At 47.0% G+C, this 17613-nt stretch carries 16 protein-coding genes and 1 tRNA gene; 1 reads left to right on the plus strand and 16 read right to left on the minus strand.

The window, feature by feature from the left end:
• Window positions 1-12: 12 nt before the first annotated feature.
• The 4 genes from prfB to xerD form a co-directional block, all read right to left on the minus strand.
• Window positions 13-1111, minus strand: a protein-coding gene (gene prfB / locus CWI76_RS03325) for a peptide chain release factor 2 (RefSeq protein ID WP_126758938.1) whose coding sequence is annotated in 2 segments (ribosomal slippage) — window positions 13-1035 and window positions 1037-1111 — 1098 coding nt in all. Because the reading frame shifts where the segments join, the coding sequence is not laid out codon by codon here.
• Window positions 1112-1168: 57 nt separating this feature from the next.
• Window positions 1169-2881 (minus strand): single-stranded-DNA-specific exonuclease RecJ, encoded by a 1713-nt coding sequence (recJ, locus tag CWI76_RS03330; RefSeq protein WP_126758939.1) that lies wholly within the window; start codon window positions 2879-2881, stop codon window positions 1169-1171.
• 2 nt (window positions 2882-2883) lie between these two features.
• Window positions 2884-3615 carry a bifunctional protein-disulfide isomerase/oxidoreductase DsbC gene (gene dsbC / locus CWI76_RS03335; RefSeq protein WP_126758940.1) on the minus strand — a complete coding sequence of 244 codons (732 nt, stop codon included), beginning with the start codon at window positions 3613-3615 and terminating at the stop codon, window positions 2884-2886.
• A 34-nt stretch (window positions 3616-3649) separates the two neighbouring features.
• A complete protein-coding gene (gene xerD, locus CWI76_RS03340) occupies window positions 3650-4573 on the minus strand; it encodes a site-specific tyrosine recombinase XerD (RefSeq protein ID WP_126758941.1) in 924 nt (307 codons plus the stop codon).
• Window positions 4574-4659: 86 nt separating this feature from the next.
• Between xerD and CWI76_RS03345 the strand changes: the two genes are divergently transcribed.
• Window positions 4660-4744, plus strand: a tRNA-Tyr gene (locus CWI76_RS03345).
• Window positions 4745-4752: 8 nt separating this feature from the next.
• Here the strand turns inward: CWI76_RS03345 and CWI76_RS03350 are convergent.
• From CWI76_RS03350 to CWI76_RS03405, 12 genes are all read right to left on the minus strand, one after another.
• Window positions 4753-5724 (minus strand): NAD(P)H-quinone oxidoreductase, encoded by a 972-nt coding sequence (locus CWI76_RS03350; RefSeq protein ID WP_241967939.1) that lies wholly within the window; start codon window positions 5722-5724, stop codon window positions 4753-4755.
• Between the two features lie 44 nt (window positions 5725-5768).
• A complete protein-coding gene (locus CWI76_RS03355; RefSeq protein ID WP_126758942.1) occupies window positions 5769-6599 on the minus strand; it encodes a pirin family protein in 831 nt (276 codons plus the stop codon).
• Window positions 6596-7555, minus strand: a complete 960-nt coding sequence (locus tag CWI76_RS03360) for a glutathione S-transferase family protein (RefSeq protein ID WP_126758943.1) — start codon at window positions 7553-7555, stop codon at window positions 6596-6598. The genes CWI76_RS03355 and CWI76_RS03360 overlap by 4 nt, the downstream gene beginning before the upstream one ends.
• A 115-nt stretch (window positions 7556-7670) precedes the next feature.
• Window positions 7671-8816 carry a lipid-A-disaccharide synthase gene (gene lpxB, locus CWI76_RS03365; protein ID WP_126758944.1) on the minus strand — a complete coding sequence of 382 codons (1146 nt, stop codon included), beginning with the start codon at window positions 8814-8816 and terminating at the stop codon, window positions 7671-7673.
• Window positions 8817-8837: 21 nt separating this feature from the next.
• The gene (lpxA, locus tag CWI76_RS03370) at window positions 8838-9605 is read right to left on the minus strand and encodes an acyl-ACP--UDP-N-acetylglucosamine O-acyltransferase (protein ID WP_126758945.1); all 768 of its coding nucleotides are present in this window, start codon (window positions 9603-9605) and stop codon (window positions 8838-8840) included.
• A complete protein-coding gene (gene fabZ, locus CWI76_RS03375) occupies window positions 9606-10058 on the minus strand; it encodes a 3-hydroxyacyl-ACP dehydratase FabZ (protein ID WP_126758946.1) in 453 nt (150 codons plus the stop codon).
• Between the two features lie 29 nt (window positions 10059-10087).
• Window positions 10088-11107 carry a UDP-3-O-(3-hydroxymyristoyl)glucosamine N-acyltransferase gene (gene lpxD, locus CWI76_RS03380; RefSeq protein ID WP_126758947.1) on the minus strand — a complete coding sequence of 340 codons (1020 nt, stop codon included), beginning with the start codon at window positions 11105-11107 and terminating at the stop codon, window positions 10088-10090.
• A 4-nt stretch (window positions 11108-11111) separates the two neighbouring features.
• Window positions 11112-11627 (minus strand): OmpH/Skp family outer membrane protein, encoded by a 516-nt coding sequence (locus CWI76_RS03385; protein WP_157980798.1) that lies wholly within the window; start codon window positions 11625-11627, stop codon window positions 11112-11114.
• A 20-nt stretch (window positions 11628-11647) separates the two neighbouring features.
• A complete protein-coding gene (gene bamA, locus CWI76_RS03390) occupies window positions 11648-14164 on the minus strand; it encodes an outer membrane protein assembly factor BamA (protein ID WP_126758949.1) in 2517 nt (838 codons plus the stop codon).
• 38 nt (window positions 14165-14202) lie between these two features.
• Window positions 14203-15558: a sigma E protease regulator RseP gene (gene rseP / locus CWI76_RS03395; protein WP_126758950.1), complete on the minus strand. Its 1356-nt coding sequence runs from the start codon at window positions 15556-15558 to the stop codon at window positions 14203-14205.
• Window positions 15558-16748 (minus strand): 1-deoxy-D-xylulose-5-phosphate reductoisomerase, encoded by a 1191-nt coding sequence (gene ispC / locus CWI76_RS03400; RefSeq protein WP_126758951.1) that lies wholly within the window; start codon window positions 16746-16748, stop codon window positions 15558-15560. The genes rseP and ispC overlap by 1 nt, the downstream gene beginning before the upstream one ends.
• A gap of 1 nt (window position 16749) precedes the next feature.
• Window positions 16750-17613 carry a phosphatidate cytidylyltransferase gene (locus CWI76_RS03405; RefSeq protein WP_126758952.1) on the minus strand — a complete coding sequence of 288 codons (864 nt, stop codon included), beginning with the start codon at window positions 17611-17613 and terminating at the stop codon, window positions 16750-16752.

A 17613-nucleotide genomic window follows, 5' to 3' on the forward strand; every position in this document is an offset into this window, starting at 1 on the left:
TGCAACTTCAATTTATAAACCTGATTTCAAACTTGCTTCAATAAATGGGTCAAGCGCACCATCAAGTACCGCTTGCGTATTACGGTTTTCAACACCGGTACGTAAATCTTTAATCCGTGCATCATCGAGCACGTAAGAGCGGATCTGACTGCCCCAACCAATATCTGACTTTGAATCTTCCAGCGCTTGTTTTTCAGCTAATTGCTTTTGCAATTCTAACTCAAACAACTTCGCTCGTAATTGCTTCATCGCCGCATCACGGTTTTTATGCTGTGAACGGTCGCTCTGGCACTGCACCACCACGCCGGTAGGTTCGTGTGTAATACGAATCGCCGAGTCAGTACGGTTAACGTGCTGACCACCGGCACCTGACGCACGGTAAGTATCGACGCGCAAGTCGGCCGGATTAATTTCAATTTCGATAGAGTCATCGACCTCTGGATAGACAAACACCGAAGCAAACGACGTATGCCGACGATTTCCTGAATCAAAAGGTGATTTACGTACTAATCGATGTACGCCGGTTTCGGTACGTAACCAACCGTAAGCATATTCACCTTGTACACGCACCGTGACTGATTTGATGCCAGCGACTTCACCTTCAGAAAGCTCCGTAATTTCCGCTTTAAAATCATGCGATTCGGCCCAGCGCAAATACATCCGCAACAACATGTTCGCCCAGTCTTGGGCTTCCGTACCACCCGAACCGGCTTGAATATCCAAATAACAGTCTGAGGCGTCATGATCGCCAGAAAACATTCTACGGAACTCGAGTGTTGCCAGTTGCCCTTCTAATTGGTCAAGTTCAGCAACCGCATCGTTATAAGTTTCTTCATCATCGGCTTCAACCGCCAATTCGACTAAACCCTCAACATCATCCAGCCCTTGCGCGAGATTGTTCAACGTTTCAACCACTTGTTCAAGACTCGCGCGCTCTTTCCCTAAGGCCTGAGCACGTTCTTGGTCGTTCCAAACGCTCGGGTCTTCAAGCTCACGAGTCACTTCTTCAAGGCGCTCTACTTTCTGAGTGTAGTCAAAGATACCCCCGAAGTAGCTCGCTGCGTTTACGCATTTCTTTTATCGCAACATAAGTAGCATTCGTTTCGAACATAGTTTTTCAATCTCAATAGCAAGTTGTTTGCATGGTTGTTCACAAAGGGGGCGTATTCTACCGCAAAGCGTAAAAATGCTCTAGTTGTAGCTGCACAGAAGTGCGTCCACGAAAGTGATTTAATTGAACTTTATAGGCAGCATGCACGCGCTGCACGGAATCATCAGGCCAGGTTTCTAAGTCAATATTAAATGCAATCGCATCAACAACCACACGTTGTGGCGTTTCAAGCACCAATTTCAAATGACGCTCCCCCACCAAACGTTGACTTACAATGCGGAACTCACCATCGAAAATCGGCTCCGGAAACCCTTGTCCCCACGGTCCATAAGCTTCCAATTGGCGCACAAATGGCTCTTGCAGATAATCCGCATCGAGCTCGCCGTCCGACCAAATGGTGCAAGTAAGCTCTTCGTCACCCAGCCAAGTTTCAACCTGTTGTGTAAACGCCTGTCGAAATTCGTTTAAATTTTCGTGCGCGAGAGTCAGTCCAGCGGCCATAGCATGGCCACCGAACCGTTCAATTAAGTTTGGATGTAAGCTATGCACACGTTCTAAGACGTCGCGAATATGTAACCCCGGAATCGAGCGCGCCGACCCCTTTAAATAACCGTCGTCACTGTCGGCAAAGGCTATCACCGGTCGATGACATTGCTCTTTAACTCGCCCCGCTACGATACCAACTACGCCTTGATGCCAGCCTGCTTGGTAGAGCACCAGCGCGGCTGGTAATCGGTCACGGTCGGCATTGAGTTGTGCCACATAGGCTTCAGCTTCTTCACGCATTTCAGTTTCGATATTGCGACGCGCTTTATTTAACGCATCAAGTTGCAATGCGTATTGTTGGGCTTGCGTCAAATTATCCGCGAGCAAGCATTCTATGCCGGCGGCCATATCATCTAATCGCCCGGCGGCATTGATTCGTGGCCCGATAGCGAAGCCAAGATCGCTGGCTTGAAGCTGCTGTGGGTCACGGTTGGCAACCTGAAGTAATGCGGCGATGCCAGGACGGCAATAACCAGCCCGAATCCGCTGTAACCCCTGCTGCACCAAAATGCGGTTAACGCCATCAAGTTTCACCACGTCAGCAACAGTACCAACTGCAACTAAGTCGAGCCATTGCGCTAAATTCGGTGTTTCGATGCCACGTTCACGCAGTTCATGACGCAATGCCAACAGCACATAGAATGCAACGCCTACCCCAGCAATATTCGAGCTAGGAAAGTCACAGTTGGGCTGATTCGGATTGACAATAACATCGGCATTCGGCAATTCTGCGCCCGGCAAATGGTGATCAGTAATTATCACGGTCATACCCGCTGCTTTGGCTGCAGCAACTCCTGCATGACACGATATGCCGCTATCAACTGTCACGATTATCTGAGCGCCTTGCTGTTGTGCTTGTGCCACTACCGCTGGTGATAAGCCATAACCATCAGCGAAACGATTCGGCACAATATAACTAACCTGCGGCGCATCTAATGCCTGAAGTACCGAAACCATTAAAGCTGTCGATGTCGCGCCATCAGCATCAAAGTCGCCGCAAATACATATCGCTTGTTGCTGTAAAATCGCATCAGCAAGAATCTTTGCCGCAACATCGGCACCTTTCAGCAAATTAAAGTGTGGTAAGTGCTTGGCTCCGAGATCCAGTTGCTGAGTTTCGGCAATGCCTCGGCGAGCAAGAATTTGCGCCAATAGTGGCGGCATGCCAGAAGCCCAATCGCCGACTGCGACAGTGGGACGACGATGAATGCTGATATCAGTCATGATTATTTATCAAGTTCCGCAGCAAGACGCTCAGGTGGAACATAGCCTGGTAGCATACGTCCCGACTCGAATACAATGGCCGGTGTGCCACGAACACCAAACTTATGACCAAGTGCATAATGCTGCGCAACCGGATCATTACATGATGATGACGTTATTGTTTCGTCATTTTTTGCAGCGCTCAACGCAGCTTGTGGGTCATCTGCACACCACGCATTCTTCAAATCACTCGCGGCGTTGCTCTGCATGCCGTTGCGCGGCCATGCTAAATAGCGCACCGAAATGCCCAAGGCAAGGTATTCGTCGATGCGTTCGTGCAACTGTCGGCAATAGCCACAACTGGTGTCGGTAAATACATGAATTACATGCTTTTCGTTCGGCGCGGTATATTCAATCACAGTATCCTCAACCTGCGCTAAATCCTTCACTCGCATGGCTTCAAGTACCGCTTCGCTGACATTATTCGGCTCGCTGCCGGTAATTTCGTAAATACGACCACTGACAATATGACGCCCATCTTTACTGGCGTAAACTAAACCTTGATCGGTGATTACTTCCATCAAGCCATCGATATGGGCTGGACGTGCAGATTCCACCACAAACCCCATGCGCTGCATGTGGCTGGTATCAAATTCCTCATCCGCTACCTGTGCGTTCGGCGCGGTTGTGGCTGTTTGCTCAGGCGAGCACGCCAAGGCCAAAAAACTCAAACCAAAAACTGCCAAATACTTCATGAATTATCCTAATTTAACTGCTGTCGAATAGTAACTAAGCACGCGGATGATGGCTTGCGTGTAATTGCTGCAAACGTTCGCGCGCAACATGTGTATAAATCTGTGTGGTTGATAAGTCACTGTGACCCAATAACATTTGTAACACCCGCAAATCGGCACCGTGGTTCAATAGGTGTGTTGCAAACGCATGACGTAATGTATGCGGCGACAAATGGGAACGTATATCTGCACGTTGGGCATAATAACGAATTCGATGCCAAAATGCTTGTCGCGTCAAAGGCCCTCCGCGACGTGTCACAAATACCCAGTCGCTGGGCTGCGCATGCAATTGCAGACGACCGTCTTGAAAATAGCGCTGTAACCAGTCTAAGGCTTCTTCACCTAATGGCACCAAGCGCTCTTTATTGCCTTTACCGACAACACGCACGAGCTCCTGCTGAAAGTGGATTTGATCGACTTGTAAGTTGACTAATTCGGTCACTCGCAATCCGGTTGCATACAATACTTCAAGCATGGCTTTGTCGCGAAGTTGTACCGGATCGTCAATATCGGGAGCGGTCAGTAACGCTTCAACTTCCGCTTCAGACAAACTGTGTGGAATCGATTGTGGTTGTTTCGGGCGAGCCAAGCGTGTGGTCGGGTCACTCGTGCACAATCGCTCAGCTACCGCATACTGATAGAATTTCTTCAGTGCGCTAAGCGCTCGAGAGGTACTACGTGGCGAAAAACCATTTTGCCTGCGCCACAACAAGTAGCGCTCAAGGTCTGTACTTGTTACTTGAAGCAATTGCGACTGTTGATATTCACTGAGAAAACGCTGAAAACTACGTAGATCAGTACGGTACGCTGCACTGGTGTGCTGACTCACGCCCTGCTTTAACCACAACCGGTCAAGAAATCTAGCAATTTCTTCATCGACTTCAAGAGGTATAGCATCCACTGACTTTGCTGGGCTCATTGGTTCACTTCGTTGTTAAATTCCAATGGCATCATCATAAACGGGTTTACAGCGACTCTCAATCTGCTATTATGCCGCCCTCGCGTGGAGGGGTTCCCGAGCGGTCAAAGGGATCAGACTGTAAATCTGACGGCTCAGCCTTCGCAGGTTCGAATCCTGCCCCCTCCACCACTTCTTTTCTACCAAACCAAAATTAGCTTACCCTGCGTGGCATTATCTCGTAATCGCTGAAAGGCTTGCTCAACCTCGCCAACCGGAATTACCTCATCAATATTTGGCGTTATTCTTGCTTGTTCAAATAACGGCCAAACATGAGCATATAACTCGGCCATTATGCGTGCTTTTACTTGCAGCGGCTGGCTTCTTAGGGTGCTACCAATAATACGTTGGCGTTTCATCAGTAATCTACCGGCATCAAGTTGCGCCTCGCGCCCACCCATTAAACCAATAATAATTAAACGACCGTCTTGATTCAGCACTTGTTGATCCCATGCCACGTAATCGCCAGCAACTGGATCTAAAATGATATCGACACCACCCCATGCCTTCACCGCATCCACAAAGCTACCGTTGCGGCGATTCCACACTTTTTCTGCACCAAGTTGTTGTGCTTGAGCAAGTTTTTCGTCACTACCCGCGGTTGCGAAGGTTGGATTACCTCGTTCACGTGCTAGTTGTAACAAGGCTTGGCCAACGCCACTTGCCGCTGCATGGACGAGAATGCGTTCCCCCGGTTGTGCAGCCGCTAAACCGTAGACGTTATACCAAGCCGTGGCAAAAACCTCACAAATACCCGCTGCTTGCGCAAGATCCATTTTTGCCGGAACGGGTAATACTTGTGCTGCGGGTACGGCGACATACTCCGCATAGCCGCCACCGGTTAACAGCGCACACACGCGATCGCCAACTTTAAAGGCTCCCACATTTGTGCCGACAACATGAACCACACCACTCACCTCTAAGCCAAGCACATCAGAGGCCCCTGGTGGCGGCGGGTAATGCCCCGCCAACTGCATTAAATCGGCTCGATTCATACCACTGTAGGCAACTTTAATGAGTATTTCGTCGGCAGCGACTTGTGGCTGTAGTCGGTGTTGCCATTGAACCTTCTGCTGCTCACCGGCAACAATGACTTGCATACTTGCAGACATAAGCTCTCCTTATTGAATGGCACCTCAGTGAAACCGAAACTTAGTTAGGCGGTTAGTTTACCCGATTGATAATCACGCAACGCCTGTTCAATTTCTGCCTGTGAATTCATCACAAAGGGTCCATACTGCGCGATAGGTTCACCAATTGGTTCGCCAGCTAGAATTATCATGCCCACCGAACTGTTAACCGATTTCAACTGCAAGTCATCGGTTTGATTCAAGCGCACTAATTCACCACGTTCAACTTGTTTGTCATTCACGGTCACGGTTCCGGCATAAACATAGGCTAAACGCGTTTGTTGCTGTTGACTTGGAACCGTTAGCTCTGCATCTTGATCGAGCCGAACATCGAGCATCAGAAACCGCTGTTCAGGTTGCTGTATTGGCCCTTCTTGGCCATCTAATTGACCGGCAATGACGCGAACTTCCGCGTTGTCATAATTTACCACCCCAAGCTTAGCTTGCGGATAGTCCGCCCAATCGGCAGCTTCCATTTTGCGCGCAGCCGGCAGGTTAATCCAAAGTTGAAATCCCCACATCAACCCGTCTTCTTGCTTTGGCATTTCGGCGTGGATAATTCCGCGTGCTGCTTTCATCCATTGAGCACCACCAGCCTCAACCACACCGGTATTGCCGTTGGAATCTTTGTGTTCCATGCGACCTGCCAGCATGTAAGTTAAAGTAACAAAACCTCGGTGCGGATGCGGTGGAAATCCTGCGATGTAATCGTTTGGATTATCCGAGCGAAACTCATCCAGCATTAAAAATGGATCTTGGTAACGCAGACTTGGCTGGTTCACAATACGCGTCAATTTCACACCGGCGCCATCTTGAGCTGGCATACCGCGGTGACGACTTAAAATGACATTACTCATAACACCACCTCTTTACGCGTGTGCGACGATAAAAAATCAATCTGAGGACCCACTGGAACAATACCTGTCGGGTTAATCATATGATGACTGCCGTAATAATGTTGCTTGATATGATCCATAACGACCGTTTCGGCAATACCAGGTACTTGATATAACGCTTTCACATAGTTCCAAAGGTTAGGATAGTCGACAATACGACGCTTGTTCGTTTTGAAATGACCCACATAGACGGAATCAAAGCGCACCAATGTGGTAAACAAACGCCAGTCTGCTTCAGTTAACGTCTCACCGACCAAATAGGATTGCGTCGCAAGTCGCTCTTCTAACTTATCAAGCGCCTCAAATAACTCTTCAAATGCTTCTTCGTAGGCAGTTTGCTGGGTAGCAAAGCCGCACTTATAAACACCGTTGTTTACGCGGTCGTAAACGTAGTCATTGATGGTATCAATGTCTTGTTGAAGTTTCTCTGGATAAAAATCTAACGTATTGCCCGTGATATCGTTAAAAGCACTATTAAACATGCGAATAATATCCGCCGATTCATTGCTTACGATGGTTTGTTGTTGTTTATCCCAAAGTACCGGAACGGTAACGCGACCACTGTAATGACTATCAGCCTTTAGATAAAGTTGATACAGAAAGTCTAAGTTATATAGACCATCATTTAGCGGTTGATCTGCAAATTCCCAGCCGTTTTCAAGCATCAACGGATGCACAACAGACACACTAATGTGTGATTCAAGTTCTTTTAATTGACGAAAAATAAGCGTGCGATGCGCCCAAGGACACGCAAAACTTACATACAAATGATAACGACCACTTTGTGCCGGAAATTTTGCGTTGCCGTCAGCTTCAATCCAATTCCGAAACTGCGCCGCACTGCGCTCGAACTTGCCACCGGTACTATCGGTGTCATACCACTTATCTTGCCATTTTCCGTCGACGAGTAATCCCATGACGATCTCCTTAAAGATAATTCGAATGTCTTGGAATAGAGTATAACGGGTAAGTTATCGAATGATTATTGAGAAATTCGCGGCTTTATATTCGAAAAAATCGAATAATCGACACTTAATCAGAAATTAACTGGCTCACAACTTGCGCACTTAACACGTCAGCATGTTGTTTTAATTGATGATGCAATTCAGCAAATCGCGCAACTGTTTGCTCAGCTTGCGGCTCGAGTTGTAATGCGAGTGCTGCCGTCAAATTATCAACCGTCGCCTCTTCTTGCGCGAATTCTGGAACCAATAACGCATCAGCGAGCAAGTTAGGCAAACTGAAAAATCGGGCTTTAAACAGCCGCTTGATCAATTGATACGTTAACCAGTTAAATTTATAGGCAACCACCATTGGTCGCTTAATTAACATGGCTTCCAAAGTAACCGTACCCGATGTAAGTAACAACGCATCGCACGCCGCCATGGTGTCACGAGACTGGCCATCAATCATCGTTAACGGGAGTTCAGGCGCTATCTGTTGCTGGAGTACTTTGAATTGTTCGGCTCGCGCAGCACTGATCATTGGCGTCACAAATTTTAAAGCTGGATTATCTGCATATAATCGCTTAGCAACCTGCAAAAACAATGGCGCCATGCGTGCAATTTCGCCTTTGCGACTGCCAGGTAAAACACCAATCCATTGTGAAACGTTATCAAGCTGAAGGTGCGCACGAGCATCACTCTTCTGCCATTGCATTGGGATAGCATCGGCTAATGGATGCCCAACAAAGGTGGCCGCGAGTTCGTGTTCATCGTAAAAAGCTTTTTCGAATGGTAATAGACACAACACATGATCCACGGCTTGTTTAATGCCATGAATACGACCTTGACGCCATGCCCACACTGAAGGGCTGACATAATGCACGGTTTTGATGCCGGCAGCTTTTAGACGTTTCGCAATAGGTAAATTGAAATCTGGCGCATCTATACCAATAAAAACATCCGGGCGACGCTCTAAAAAGGTATTCACCAGCAAGCGACGGTGGCCAAGCAGTTTAAACAGACTACCCAACACCTCAGCAATTCCCATTACCGCCAAATCTTCCATGGGCACGAGACTTTGTAGGCCTTGCGCTTGCATCAATGGTCCACCAACGCCGATGAATTCAGCATTTGGGTATAATCGGCGGAGCTCGCGCAACATGCCGGCACCGAGTAAGTCACCCGAATGTTCGCCGGCAATCACCGCAATGAGAGGAGCTGTTGAGGTTGTCATGGTACCTTGTCGTTAATGAAATTAACGAATAATGCCACGCTGGCTGTTCTGAACAAAATCAATTAAGGGTGACAGCTCAGTATCAGCATCGAGATCGCGCATTTTTTCCACCGCCTCGCTTATCGTCAAACCTTGGCGGTACAATAATTTAAATGCGCGCTTAATATTCAGAATCTGATTCGGTTGGAAACCGCGACGCTTCAACCCTTCGGCGTTAATTGTGCGCGGCGCCGCATTGTGTCCTTGCGCCATAATATAAGGGGGGATATCTTGTACCACGACTGAATTAACCGCTGTAAATGCATGTGCACCAATGTGACAAAACTGATGCACACCGGTAAACCCACCCAGAATCGCCCAGTCGCCAACATGCACATGTCCAGCCAAGGTGGTGTTATTCGCAAGAATGACGTTATCACCCACCATACAGTCATGAGCAACATGCACATAAGCCATCAACAGATTGTTACTACCGATTTGGGTTAATCCCTGATCTTGCACCGTACCGCGATGAATAGTTACACACTCACGAATGACATTATTATCGCCAATCACCAACCGCGTAGGTTCACCGTTGTACTTTTTATCTTGGCAATCTTCGCCAACCGATGCGAATTGAAAAATTCGGTTATTCTTACCCAACACCGTTGGCCCACGCAACACCACGTGGGGGCCAATGACGCAATTGTCACCAATTTCAACATGTGACCCAACAATCGTGTACGGACCAATTTCAACATTGTTGCCAATGCGTGCTGAGTCATCAATAATCGCGGTTGGATGAATCACTTAGACTTCCCTTCTTGCACAAATGATATCGCAGCTACATGCTAACTCACCGTCAACATCCGCACGACCTTTAAACACCCAGATACCGCGGCGTTCTTTTTCAAACGTTACATGCAAGTTCATGGTATCACCTGGTAACACCTGCCGTTTAAAGCGCGCGTTATCAACACCTGCAAATAAGTATAGGTCATTCGTGCCAGGGCTGCTTTCGGTAATTTTGAAACCAAGCAAACCAGCCGCTTGCGCTAGTGCTTCTAGGATTAATACACCCGGGAAAATCGGGTTTTCGGGAAAATGCCCGGTAAAAATAGGTTCATTAACCGAAACATTCTTAACCGCATGAATGGTTGTTTTATTGTCACAAGCAACCACTTTATCCACGAGCAAAAATGGATAACGGTGCGGTAATAACCGAAGAACTTCTTTAATATCAAATGCGCCATCTGCAGACAAAGCGTCATCCTCGTTTTATCATTAATTAATTATTGTTCGAGTTGTTTTTCAATTTTCTTAACGCGCTGGAACAAGTCGTCTAACTGACGATAACGTGCCCCATTGCGCCGCCACTCCCGTTGTGGGGCAGCAGGAATACCTGAAGCATAGGCGCCAGGTTCAGTAATTTCCTTAATAACCATTGAGAAACCACTGATTTGTACGTCGTCGCAAATTGAAATGTGACCATTAATTGCAGTTGCGCCACCAATTAAGCAACGCTTGCCAATACGGCAGCTTCCCGCTAAAACGGTACAGCCTGCAATCGCTGTGTCTTCATCAATAAACACGTTATGCGCAATTTGGCACTGATTATCAATAATCACGCCATTGCTGATAATCGTATCGTCAAGTGCACCACGGTCAATGGTGGTACTCGCACCGATATCAACACGATCGCCAATGACGACGCGGCCTAGCTGTGGAATTTTAATCCACTTACCAGCTTCATTAGCCCAACCAAAACCATCGGCTCCTATCACGGTGCCAGCATGCACCAAGCAATGCTCACCGATAACACAGTTGTGATAAATCACAACATGTTGCCAAAGTTGCGTGTTTGCACCAATTTGAGTGCCTGGTCCAACATAGCAGCCGACACCAATCGTGACATTGTCGGCTAATACCACGTTTTCAGCAATGACTGCGTTCGCTCCAATCGCCACGTTTTTCCCAATTTTTGCACTGGGATGAATTTGCGCGCTGGCATGAATGCTTTCAGCTGGTTTCGGTGTGGTATCGAGTAACTGCGCAATTTTTGCGAATCCCGCATAAGGATTACGTGTACGCAAGGCCGACATGCCTTTCGGGACATCAACATCGGGAGCCACAATGACCGCACTCGCATGCGAAGTATCAAGTTGGCTACGATATTTTTCATTGGCTAAAAAGGCAATTTGCCCCGGCTGAGCCGAGGCAAGTGTAGCAACACCGGTTATCGTGAGGGCGGCATCGCCCTGCACTTCTGCACCAATTGCGTCAGCAAGCTGCTGCAACGTTAGTGTTTGCATTAACTTAGTTTCCACCAGTCATTTTATTGACAACTTCGTCAGTCAAATCAGCTGAATCTGCCGCATAAATGAGCGCGCTGCTTTGCAGTACCACATCGTAATTTTGCTCGCTGGCAACAGCTTGAGCATTGCGCATGACCTCAGTCATTAACTGATCACGCACTTCATTACCTCGACGATTCATGTCTTCACGAAGGGCTTTAACTTTCAATTGACGCGTGGTGTCAAGCATTTCCATTTCGCGTTCCATTTTTACACGCTCAGCTGGAGACATGATCGATGCATCACGCTGCGCTTTTTCACTTAAAGCACGCATTTGTTCTTCAAGTTTAGATACTTCTTCAATCTGACCTTTGAACTCATCTTGAATTTGTTGTTCAAGATTACGAGCTTGTGGCAAGTTAGACAAAACTTCTTGCATGCTAACAAAACCAATCTTCTGTTGCGCTTCTGCCGCATTGGCAAACAATGCAGATGACAATAAAGCAACTGCGATACTAGATTTAACGATAGCTTTCACTATTAACTCCTTGATACTTATTAGAATGTTGTACCGATATTGAACGTAAACGTCTGCGTACGATCGGTCTCTTCTGATTTAATCGGCCGACCGAATGATAACGTGATTGGTCCCATTGGTGAAATCCATTGTATAGAAATACCAGCCGCTGCGCGATAGTGCGATGGCTCACTGTAATCTTTCAATGGTTCTGAGTTACCAAGCAGCTCAAGTTGGCTATAAGTTGCGTAGTCAAACTCCGTATCCCACACGTTACCTACATCAATATAAAAACTGGTACGAACCGTATTTTTGTTTTCTTCAGATATAAACGGCGTAGGTACAATCAATTCTAACCCACCTACGGCCATTGCATTACCACCAACTGAATATTGGCTTACCGCAACTTGGTCTGCGCCAGGGTACGCAGGAAGTCCGGGTGGAATACCATCATAACCAGGTTGGCCTGGAATCGTTTGCGGATACCGATAAATAGCGCGTGGACCAATGGTGTTTCCTTCAAACCCGCGCAAGTTATCGCGGCCACCTAAGCGGAAGTTCTCATAGAAAGGGAATAAGTATTCGTTTCCGTTCTCATCGGTTCCGTACCCGTTACCATAGCCAATCCGTAACCGCGTCATAAACACAAAACTATGGCTATCAGTAATTGGGAAATATTGGCGATAGTCATAGTTCGTGCGGAAGTAATTCACATCGCTATTTGGCGTGGCCACTTCCACACTTAAACTATTTGACGAGCCGGCCGTAGGGAACATGCCACGATTCAATGTCACTCGGCTAATGCCTGCTGAAAGCTCAAAGATGTCAAATTTCACACCTAAATTCGGGTTTTGCTCATCCAAATAAGGGCGGTAGAAGCGTGAAACTTGCTCATAGCTATCGACGTTACTAATCTGCTCATTTCGGTACGTCGCGCCAAAGTTTAAACTTGTCACTTCATTGATTGGGAAGCCGATTGAGCTACCAATACCGTATTGTTTCTTGTTGTAACGTATATAGTTTTCAAGGTTACCCGCATCAAACTCGCTCACGTAGAGCTGACCAGATAAACTCACGCCATCCTTGGTTAAATATCGGTCGGTATAAGAAACCGAGGCGCTCTTATTATAACGGTTCGTGTTCACATTAATCGCAGCTCGGTTACCCGAGCCTAAGAAGTTTTCTTGTGACAAACCAAGACCAATTTGGAAACCAGAATAGTCGCCGTAACCTAAGGTGAAATTAAAACTTCCTGACGGTTGCTCTTTCACCGTAAAATCAACTTCTACGCGGTCGTCTTCGGTATCCGATTTGCGGGTCGATGTTTCAACTGTTTCAAAATAACCTAAGCGCTCTAAACGAACTTTACTTTGCTCAATCAATTGGTCATTCAGTGGCGCGCCTTCAAGTTGGCGCATTTCTCGACGTAACACTTCGTCAGCGGTAATGTTGTTACCAATAAAATTGATTCTATCGACGTAAATCCGTTGCCCAGGATTAACCGAGAAGGTCAAATCAACTTCGTTGCTCCCTTCTTGCATATCTGGAATAGCACGCACTTCAGGATAGGCATAGCCAAAACGACCGTAATAACGCGAGATAGCATCTTCTAGGAATGTAATTTGCTCAGCATTATACCGAGTACCCGGGTCGATTGACGTAAGTCGCTTTATCACGTCATCATGGCCTTTCAAATCACCAATGACGTTTACTTCGCGAACGTCATATACTTCGCCTTCATTCACGTTAATCGTGATGTATACGCCCTCTCTGTCTGGTGTCATACTGACTTGGACAGATTCAATCTGGAAAGCAAGGTAACCTCGGTTGCGATAGAAACTCTCTAGTTTCTCAAGGTCACCGGACAACTGTTGTTTCTGATAACGGCGTTCGCCAATGAAATTCCACCATGGCAATTTATCTTTCAATTCAAAGTCGGCTAATAACTGTTCATCGGTAAAACTACTATTACCAACAATATTAATCTGTTGAATTTCTGCTGAATCGCCTTCTTCAAATTTCAGTTCTAAACGAACACGATTGCGGGGCAATTCAATCACATTAATTTCAACAGACGCGTTATATTTACCAACGCCGTGGAAAAAATCTTCGAGCCCAGTTTCAATTGACGAGATCATGGTGCGGTCAAGTTGCTCACCGACAACAATACCACTGTCCGTTAAGCTCTCTTCTAACTGCTCGTCTTTAATTTCTTTGTTACCGTCAAATTCAATACTGGCAATTGTTGGGCGTTCAATAACTTCGAAAACTAACGTATTACCGTCGCGTTTAACGACAATATTTTCAAAGTATGCAGCCGAGTTTAACGACCGAATACTCGCGCGGATGCGGCTAGCATCTACTTCGTCACCCACTCGAATTGGTATATAGGTTAGCGCAGCCCCTAGTGCGACTCGCTGCAAACCACGAACACGAATGTCTTCAACGACAAATTTTTCGAAATTTATTTGTGAATTATTTTCTGCACTACTCGCCTCGTAAGCCGGCAGTGACGCCGCTGCAACGAGGGCGCTTAAAAACAGCTGTTTCAACGTCATTCTGTGCTACTTAATTGTTTTATGTTGTACATGTCGTTTCATTGAGACAATCGCAAAATATCATTGCTGATTGCAATCGCCATTAACGCAAAAATTAGAATACCGCCAATACGGTAACAAATCTCTTGAACACGATCTGAAACGGGTTTACCTCTGGCGCCTTCTATGGCCAAAAATGCGAGGTGTCCGCCATCTAATACCGGTAGCGGTACTAAATTGATGATGCCCAAGTTGACACTAATTAATGCTAGAAACCCTAAAAAATAAACGAATCCATAACTGGCTGTCGCTCCAGCTCCCTCCGCTATCGCAACTGGCCCACTCAAATTACTAACAGAAACTGTTCCGGTAACCAGCTTACCAATCATTTTCACGCTAAGAACCATAAGTTCCCATGTGCGCTCAGCGCCTTTCCAGAGGCCTTCCAATACACCGTATTGTTGCGTGAATCGGTACTCTTCAGGATATGGTGCGACGGTCGGCTCTACCCCTAAAAAGCCAATATCTTGCTGATTCACTTCTCGACTACCGAGACGAACCGAAATAACTCGCTGTTCGCCATTACGTTCAATAGTTAAGTCGACCTGTTGTCCCGGCGCTTGTACGATTAAGTCTCTCGTTTGAGGCCAATCAGTAACAGGAGTTCCATTAAATTCAAGAATTTTATCACGCAACTGCAATCCAGCCTGCGCGGCTGGTGAATTTTCCGCAACATAACTCAGTTCAAGAGATACCTCGGGCTGATAGGGTTGCATACCTATTGCTAAAAACGTCGGTTGCTGACTGTCATCCAATCGCCATTGCGAAATATCCAAGGTGTAATCGCGCAAGCGATTATTTTCGTCACGCGTTTGCAGTAAAACTTGGTTATTGCCAAGTGCAGCAGCAAGGTTCAGGTTTACTTGTTGCCAATCAGCGGTGCGCTTATTATCCACAGAAACAATTTCTGCTGGCGTTACAATGCCTGCCGCATCGGCAATTGAGTTCGGTGTCGTGGTGCCAATCACTGGTTTAACCGACGGCACACCAATCAAGAACATAAGCCACAGCACAGCTATCGCGAGAATAAAATTAGCAAGTGGTCCGGCGGCAATCACGGCAGCACGCTGCGCCACAGATTTTGAGTTAAAACTTAAGTGCCGTTGTTCAACAGGCACATCATCTACGCGCTCATCAAGCATGCGCACATAACCACCAAGTGGAATCATACCAACTTGATAGACCGTGCCATCGGCTGCTTGGCGTTGCCAAATGGGCTTTCCAAAACCGACCGAGAAGGTAAGGACTTTAACGCCACAACGACGCGCCACCCAAAAATGACCAAACTCATGAAAGGTCACCAAAATTCCAAGGGTAATGACGAACGCACCAAGCGACCAAATAATACTACCCATTACGAAACTTGCTCCACTTGCTGTCGTGCTACTGCACGCGCTTCTTTATCGAGTTCAATTAGCGCTTCAACCGATGTTAATTCAACGGTGTTTAATTGCTGTAACACCCTATCACAAATATCACCAATTGCGGTGAATGGAATGCGTTCTTGTAAAAATGCCGCCACCGCAATTTCATTCGCAGCATTGAGACTAGTGGTTGCCCACTGCCCTTCCCAGCACGCATCGATTGCTAATTGCAAACACGGATAGCGTGCCGCGTCAGCGGACATGAAGGTCAGTTCACTCAGTTGTAGAAAATCAAGCGCCTGAACACCGCTCTCAATACGCTCGGGATAACCGAGGCCATAAGCGATTGGCGTGCGCATGTCCGGTTGTCCCAATTGCGCAATTACTGAACCATCGATATAACTAACCATGGAATGGATCACGCTTTGCGGGTGCACCAATACTTGTATCTGGTCTTTTTTGCAGTTAAACAACCAACGCGCCTCAATATACTCAAGGCCTTTGTTCAACATCGTCGCCGAATCGACCGAGATTTTCTGGCCCATCGACCAGTTTGGGTGGTTACACGCTGCCGCAGGTGTTTGTTCCGCAAGTTTGGCTATTGGTAGCTCACGAAAAGGGCCGCCAGAGCCTGTCAGTAAAATTTGGTGAATACCGGCAGTCGCCAAATCAGCGTGTCCAAGCGGCTGTTGCACTTCAGGAGGCAAACACTGATAGATCGCATTGTGCTCGCTATCGATAGGTAATAACTCTGCACCGTATTTGGCCACCGCATCCATAAATAACTGACCAGACATCACTAACGCTTCTTTATTAGCTAATAAGACGCGTTTACCTGCTTTCACTGCAGCCATCGTTGGTAGCAAACCAGCCGCTCCCACAATCGCCGCCATTACGGTAGTGACTTGAGAATCAGCAGCTACCGCAATAACAGCTTCAGCGCCCGCTAAAACCTCACAATCGCAATCACTTAGTTCTTGTTGTAAACGTTGCGCCGCTTGCTTGTCTGCCATCACCGCAAAACGTGGTTTAAAGCGTCGACATATATCAGCCATGTCGGCCACGTTGCCATTGGCGGTAACCGCAAATAGCTCAAATTGCTCAGGGTGATTGGCCATTACCGCCAAGGTATTTTGGCCAATTGAACCGGTTGCTCCAAGAATGGTAACGCGTTGCTTCATATCAGGTTAAAAACCACAGGTAGGAGAGCGTAAATATCGGTAAAGCGGCAGTTAAACTATCGATACGGTCAAGTATACCACCGTGACCAGGTAATAATGAGCCACTGTCTTTGACGCCAGCACAACGCTTGAACATACTCTCGTTCAAGTCGCCAAATACCGACGCCACCACTGTCACTAAACCGGTAATGTAGTAGCCACTAAATTGCTCGGCAGGTATTTTTAGCCAGTGAGCCAATACCATCATGACCACAAACGCCAAAGTAATACCACCACACAAGCCTTCCATCGTTTTACCTGGGCTTACCGAGGGCATCAGCTTGTTGCGACCATATTTTACACCAGCAAAGTATGCTCCGACGTCTGCAGCCCAAACTAATAGCAATACAAACAGTACGGCGAAACCACCAAATAACGGCTGCTCCTCATAATTTAAAGAGCGAACAGCAACTAAGCCAGCCCAAGCAGGAATAAGAGTCAACAATCCAAAAACGCCAACAATCGAACGCGTGCGAGACCACACTCTTCTGCTTCGCGGGTAATTAATTACCAGTGCTGTGGCGACCAACCACCATACGCAACCAATAATAATCAACGTATAAATGATCGGATCAAGCGCGCCATCCAACCAAACTTTGTCCAGCGGCACTAACCACATCAACAATCCGAGAAGAGCAGCAACAAACACAGTGTAAGCTATACGTGCACTCGTACGAGTTACATTCATAAGCGGTGCCCATTCCCAGGCGCCGGCAGTCATTAGCCCGATAACGGCAATAGCAAACCATAACAATGGCAGCCCAAACACCGCATATAAAGCTAATGGGATTAAAATAAGTGCAGTTAATAAACGTTGTTTCAGCAA

The organism is Pseudidiomarina marina (genome assembly GCF_003987045.1).
Lineage (GTDB): Bacteria > Pseudomonadota > Gammaproteobacteria > Enterobacterales > Alteromonadaceae > Pseudidiomarina > Pseudidiomarina marina.

Coding starts and splice junctions, on each gene's coding strand:
- CWI76_RS03350 (WP_241967939.1), bottom strand. CDS start 5,724: ATGTCTGCAAGTATGCAAGTCATTGTTGCCGGTGAGCAGCAGAAGGTT.
- CWI76_RS03355 (WP_126758942.1), bottom strand. CDS start 6,599: ATGAGTAATGTCATTTTAAGTCGTCACCGCGGTATGCCAGCTCAAGAT.
- lpxD (WP_126758947.1), bottom strand. CDS start 11,107: ATGCAAACACTAACGTTGCAGCAGCTTGCTGACGCAATTGGTGCAGAA.
- CWI76_RS03360 (WP_126758943.1), bottom strand. CDS start 7,555: ATGGGATTACTCGTCGACGGAAAATGGCAAGATAAGTGGTATGACACC.
- bamA (WP_126758949.1), bottom strand. CDS start 14,164: ATGACGTTGAAACAGCTGTTTTTAAGCGCCCTCGTTGCAGCGGCGTCA.
- recJ (WP_126758939.1), bottom strand. CDS start 2,881: ATGACTGATATCAGCATTCATCGTCGTCCCACTGTCGCAGTCGGCGAT.
- ispC (WP_126758951.1), bottom strand. CDS start 16,748: ATGAAGCAACGCGTTACCATTCTTGGAGCAACCGGTTCAATTGGCCAA.
- rseP (WP_126758950.1), bottom strand. CDS start 15,558: ATGGGTAGTATTATTTGGTCGCTTGGTGCGTTCGTCATTACCCTTGGA.
- lpxB (WP_126758944.1), bottom strand. CDS start 8,816: ATGACAACCTCAACAGCTCCTCTCATTGCGGTGATTGCCGGCGAACAT.
- dsbC (WP_126758940.1), bottom strand. CDS start 3,615: ATGAAGTATTTGGCAGTTTTTGGTTTGAGTTTTTTGGCCTTGGCGTGC.
- xerD (WP_126758941.1), bottom strand. CDS start 4,573: ATGAGCCCAGCAAAGTCAGTGGATGCTATACCTCTTGAAGTCGATGAA.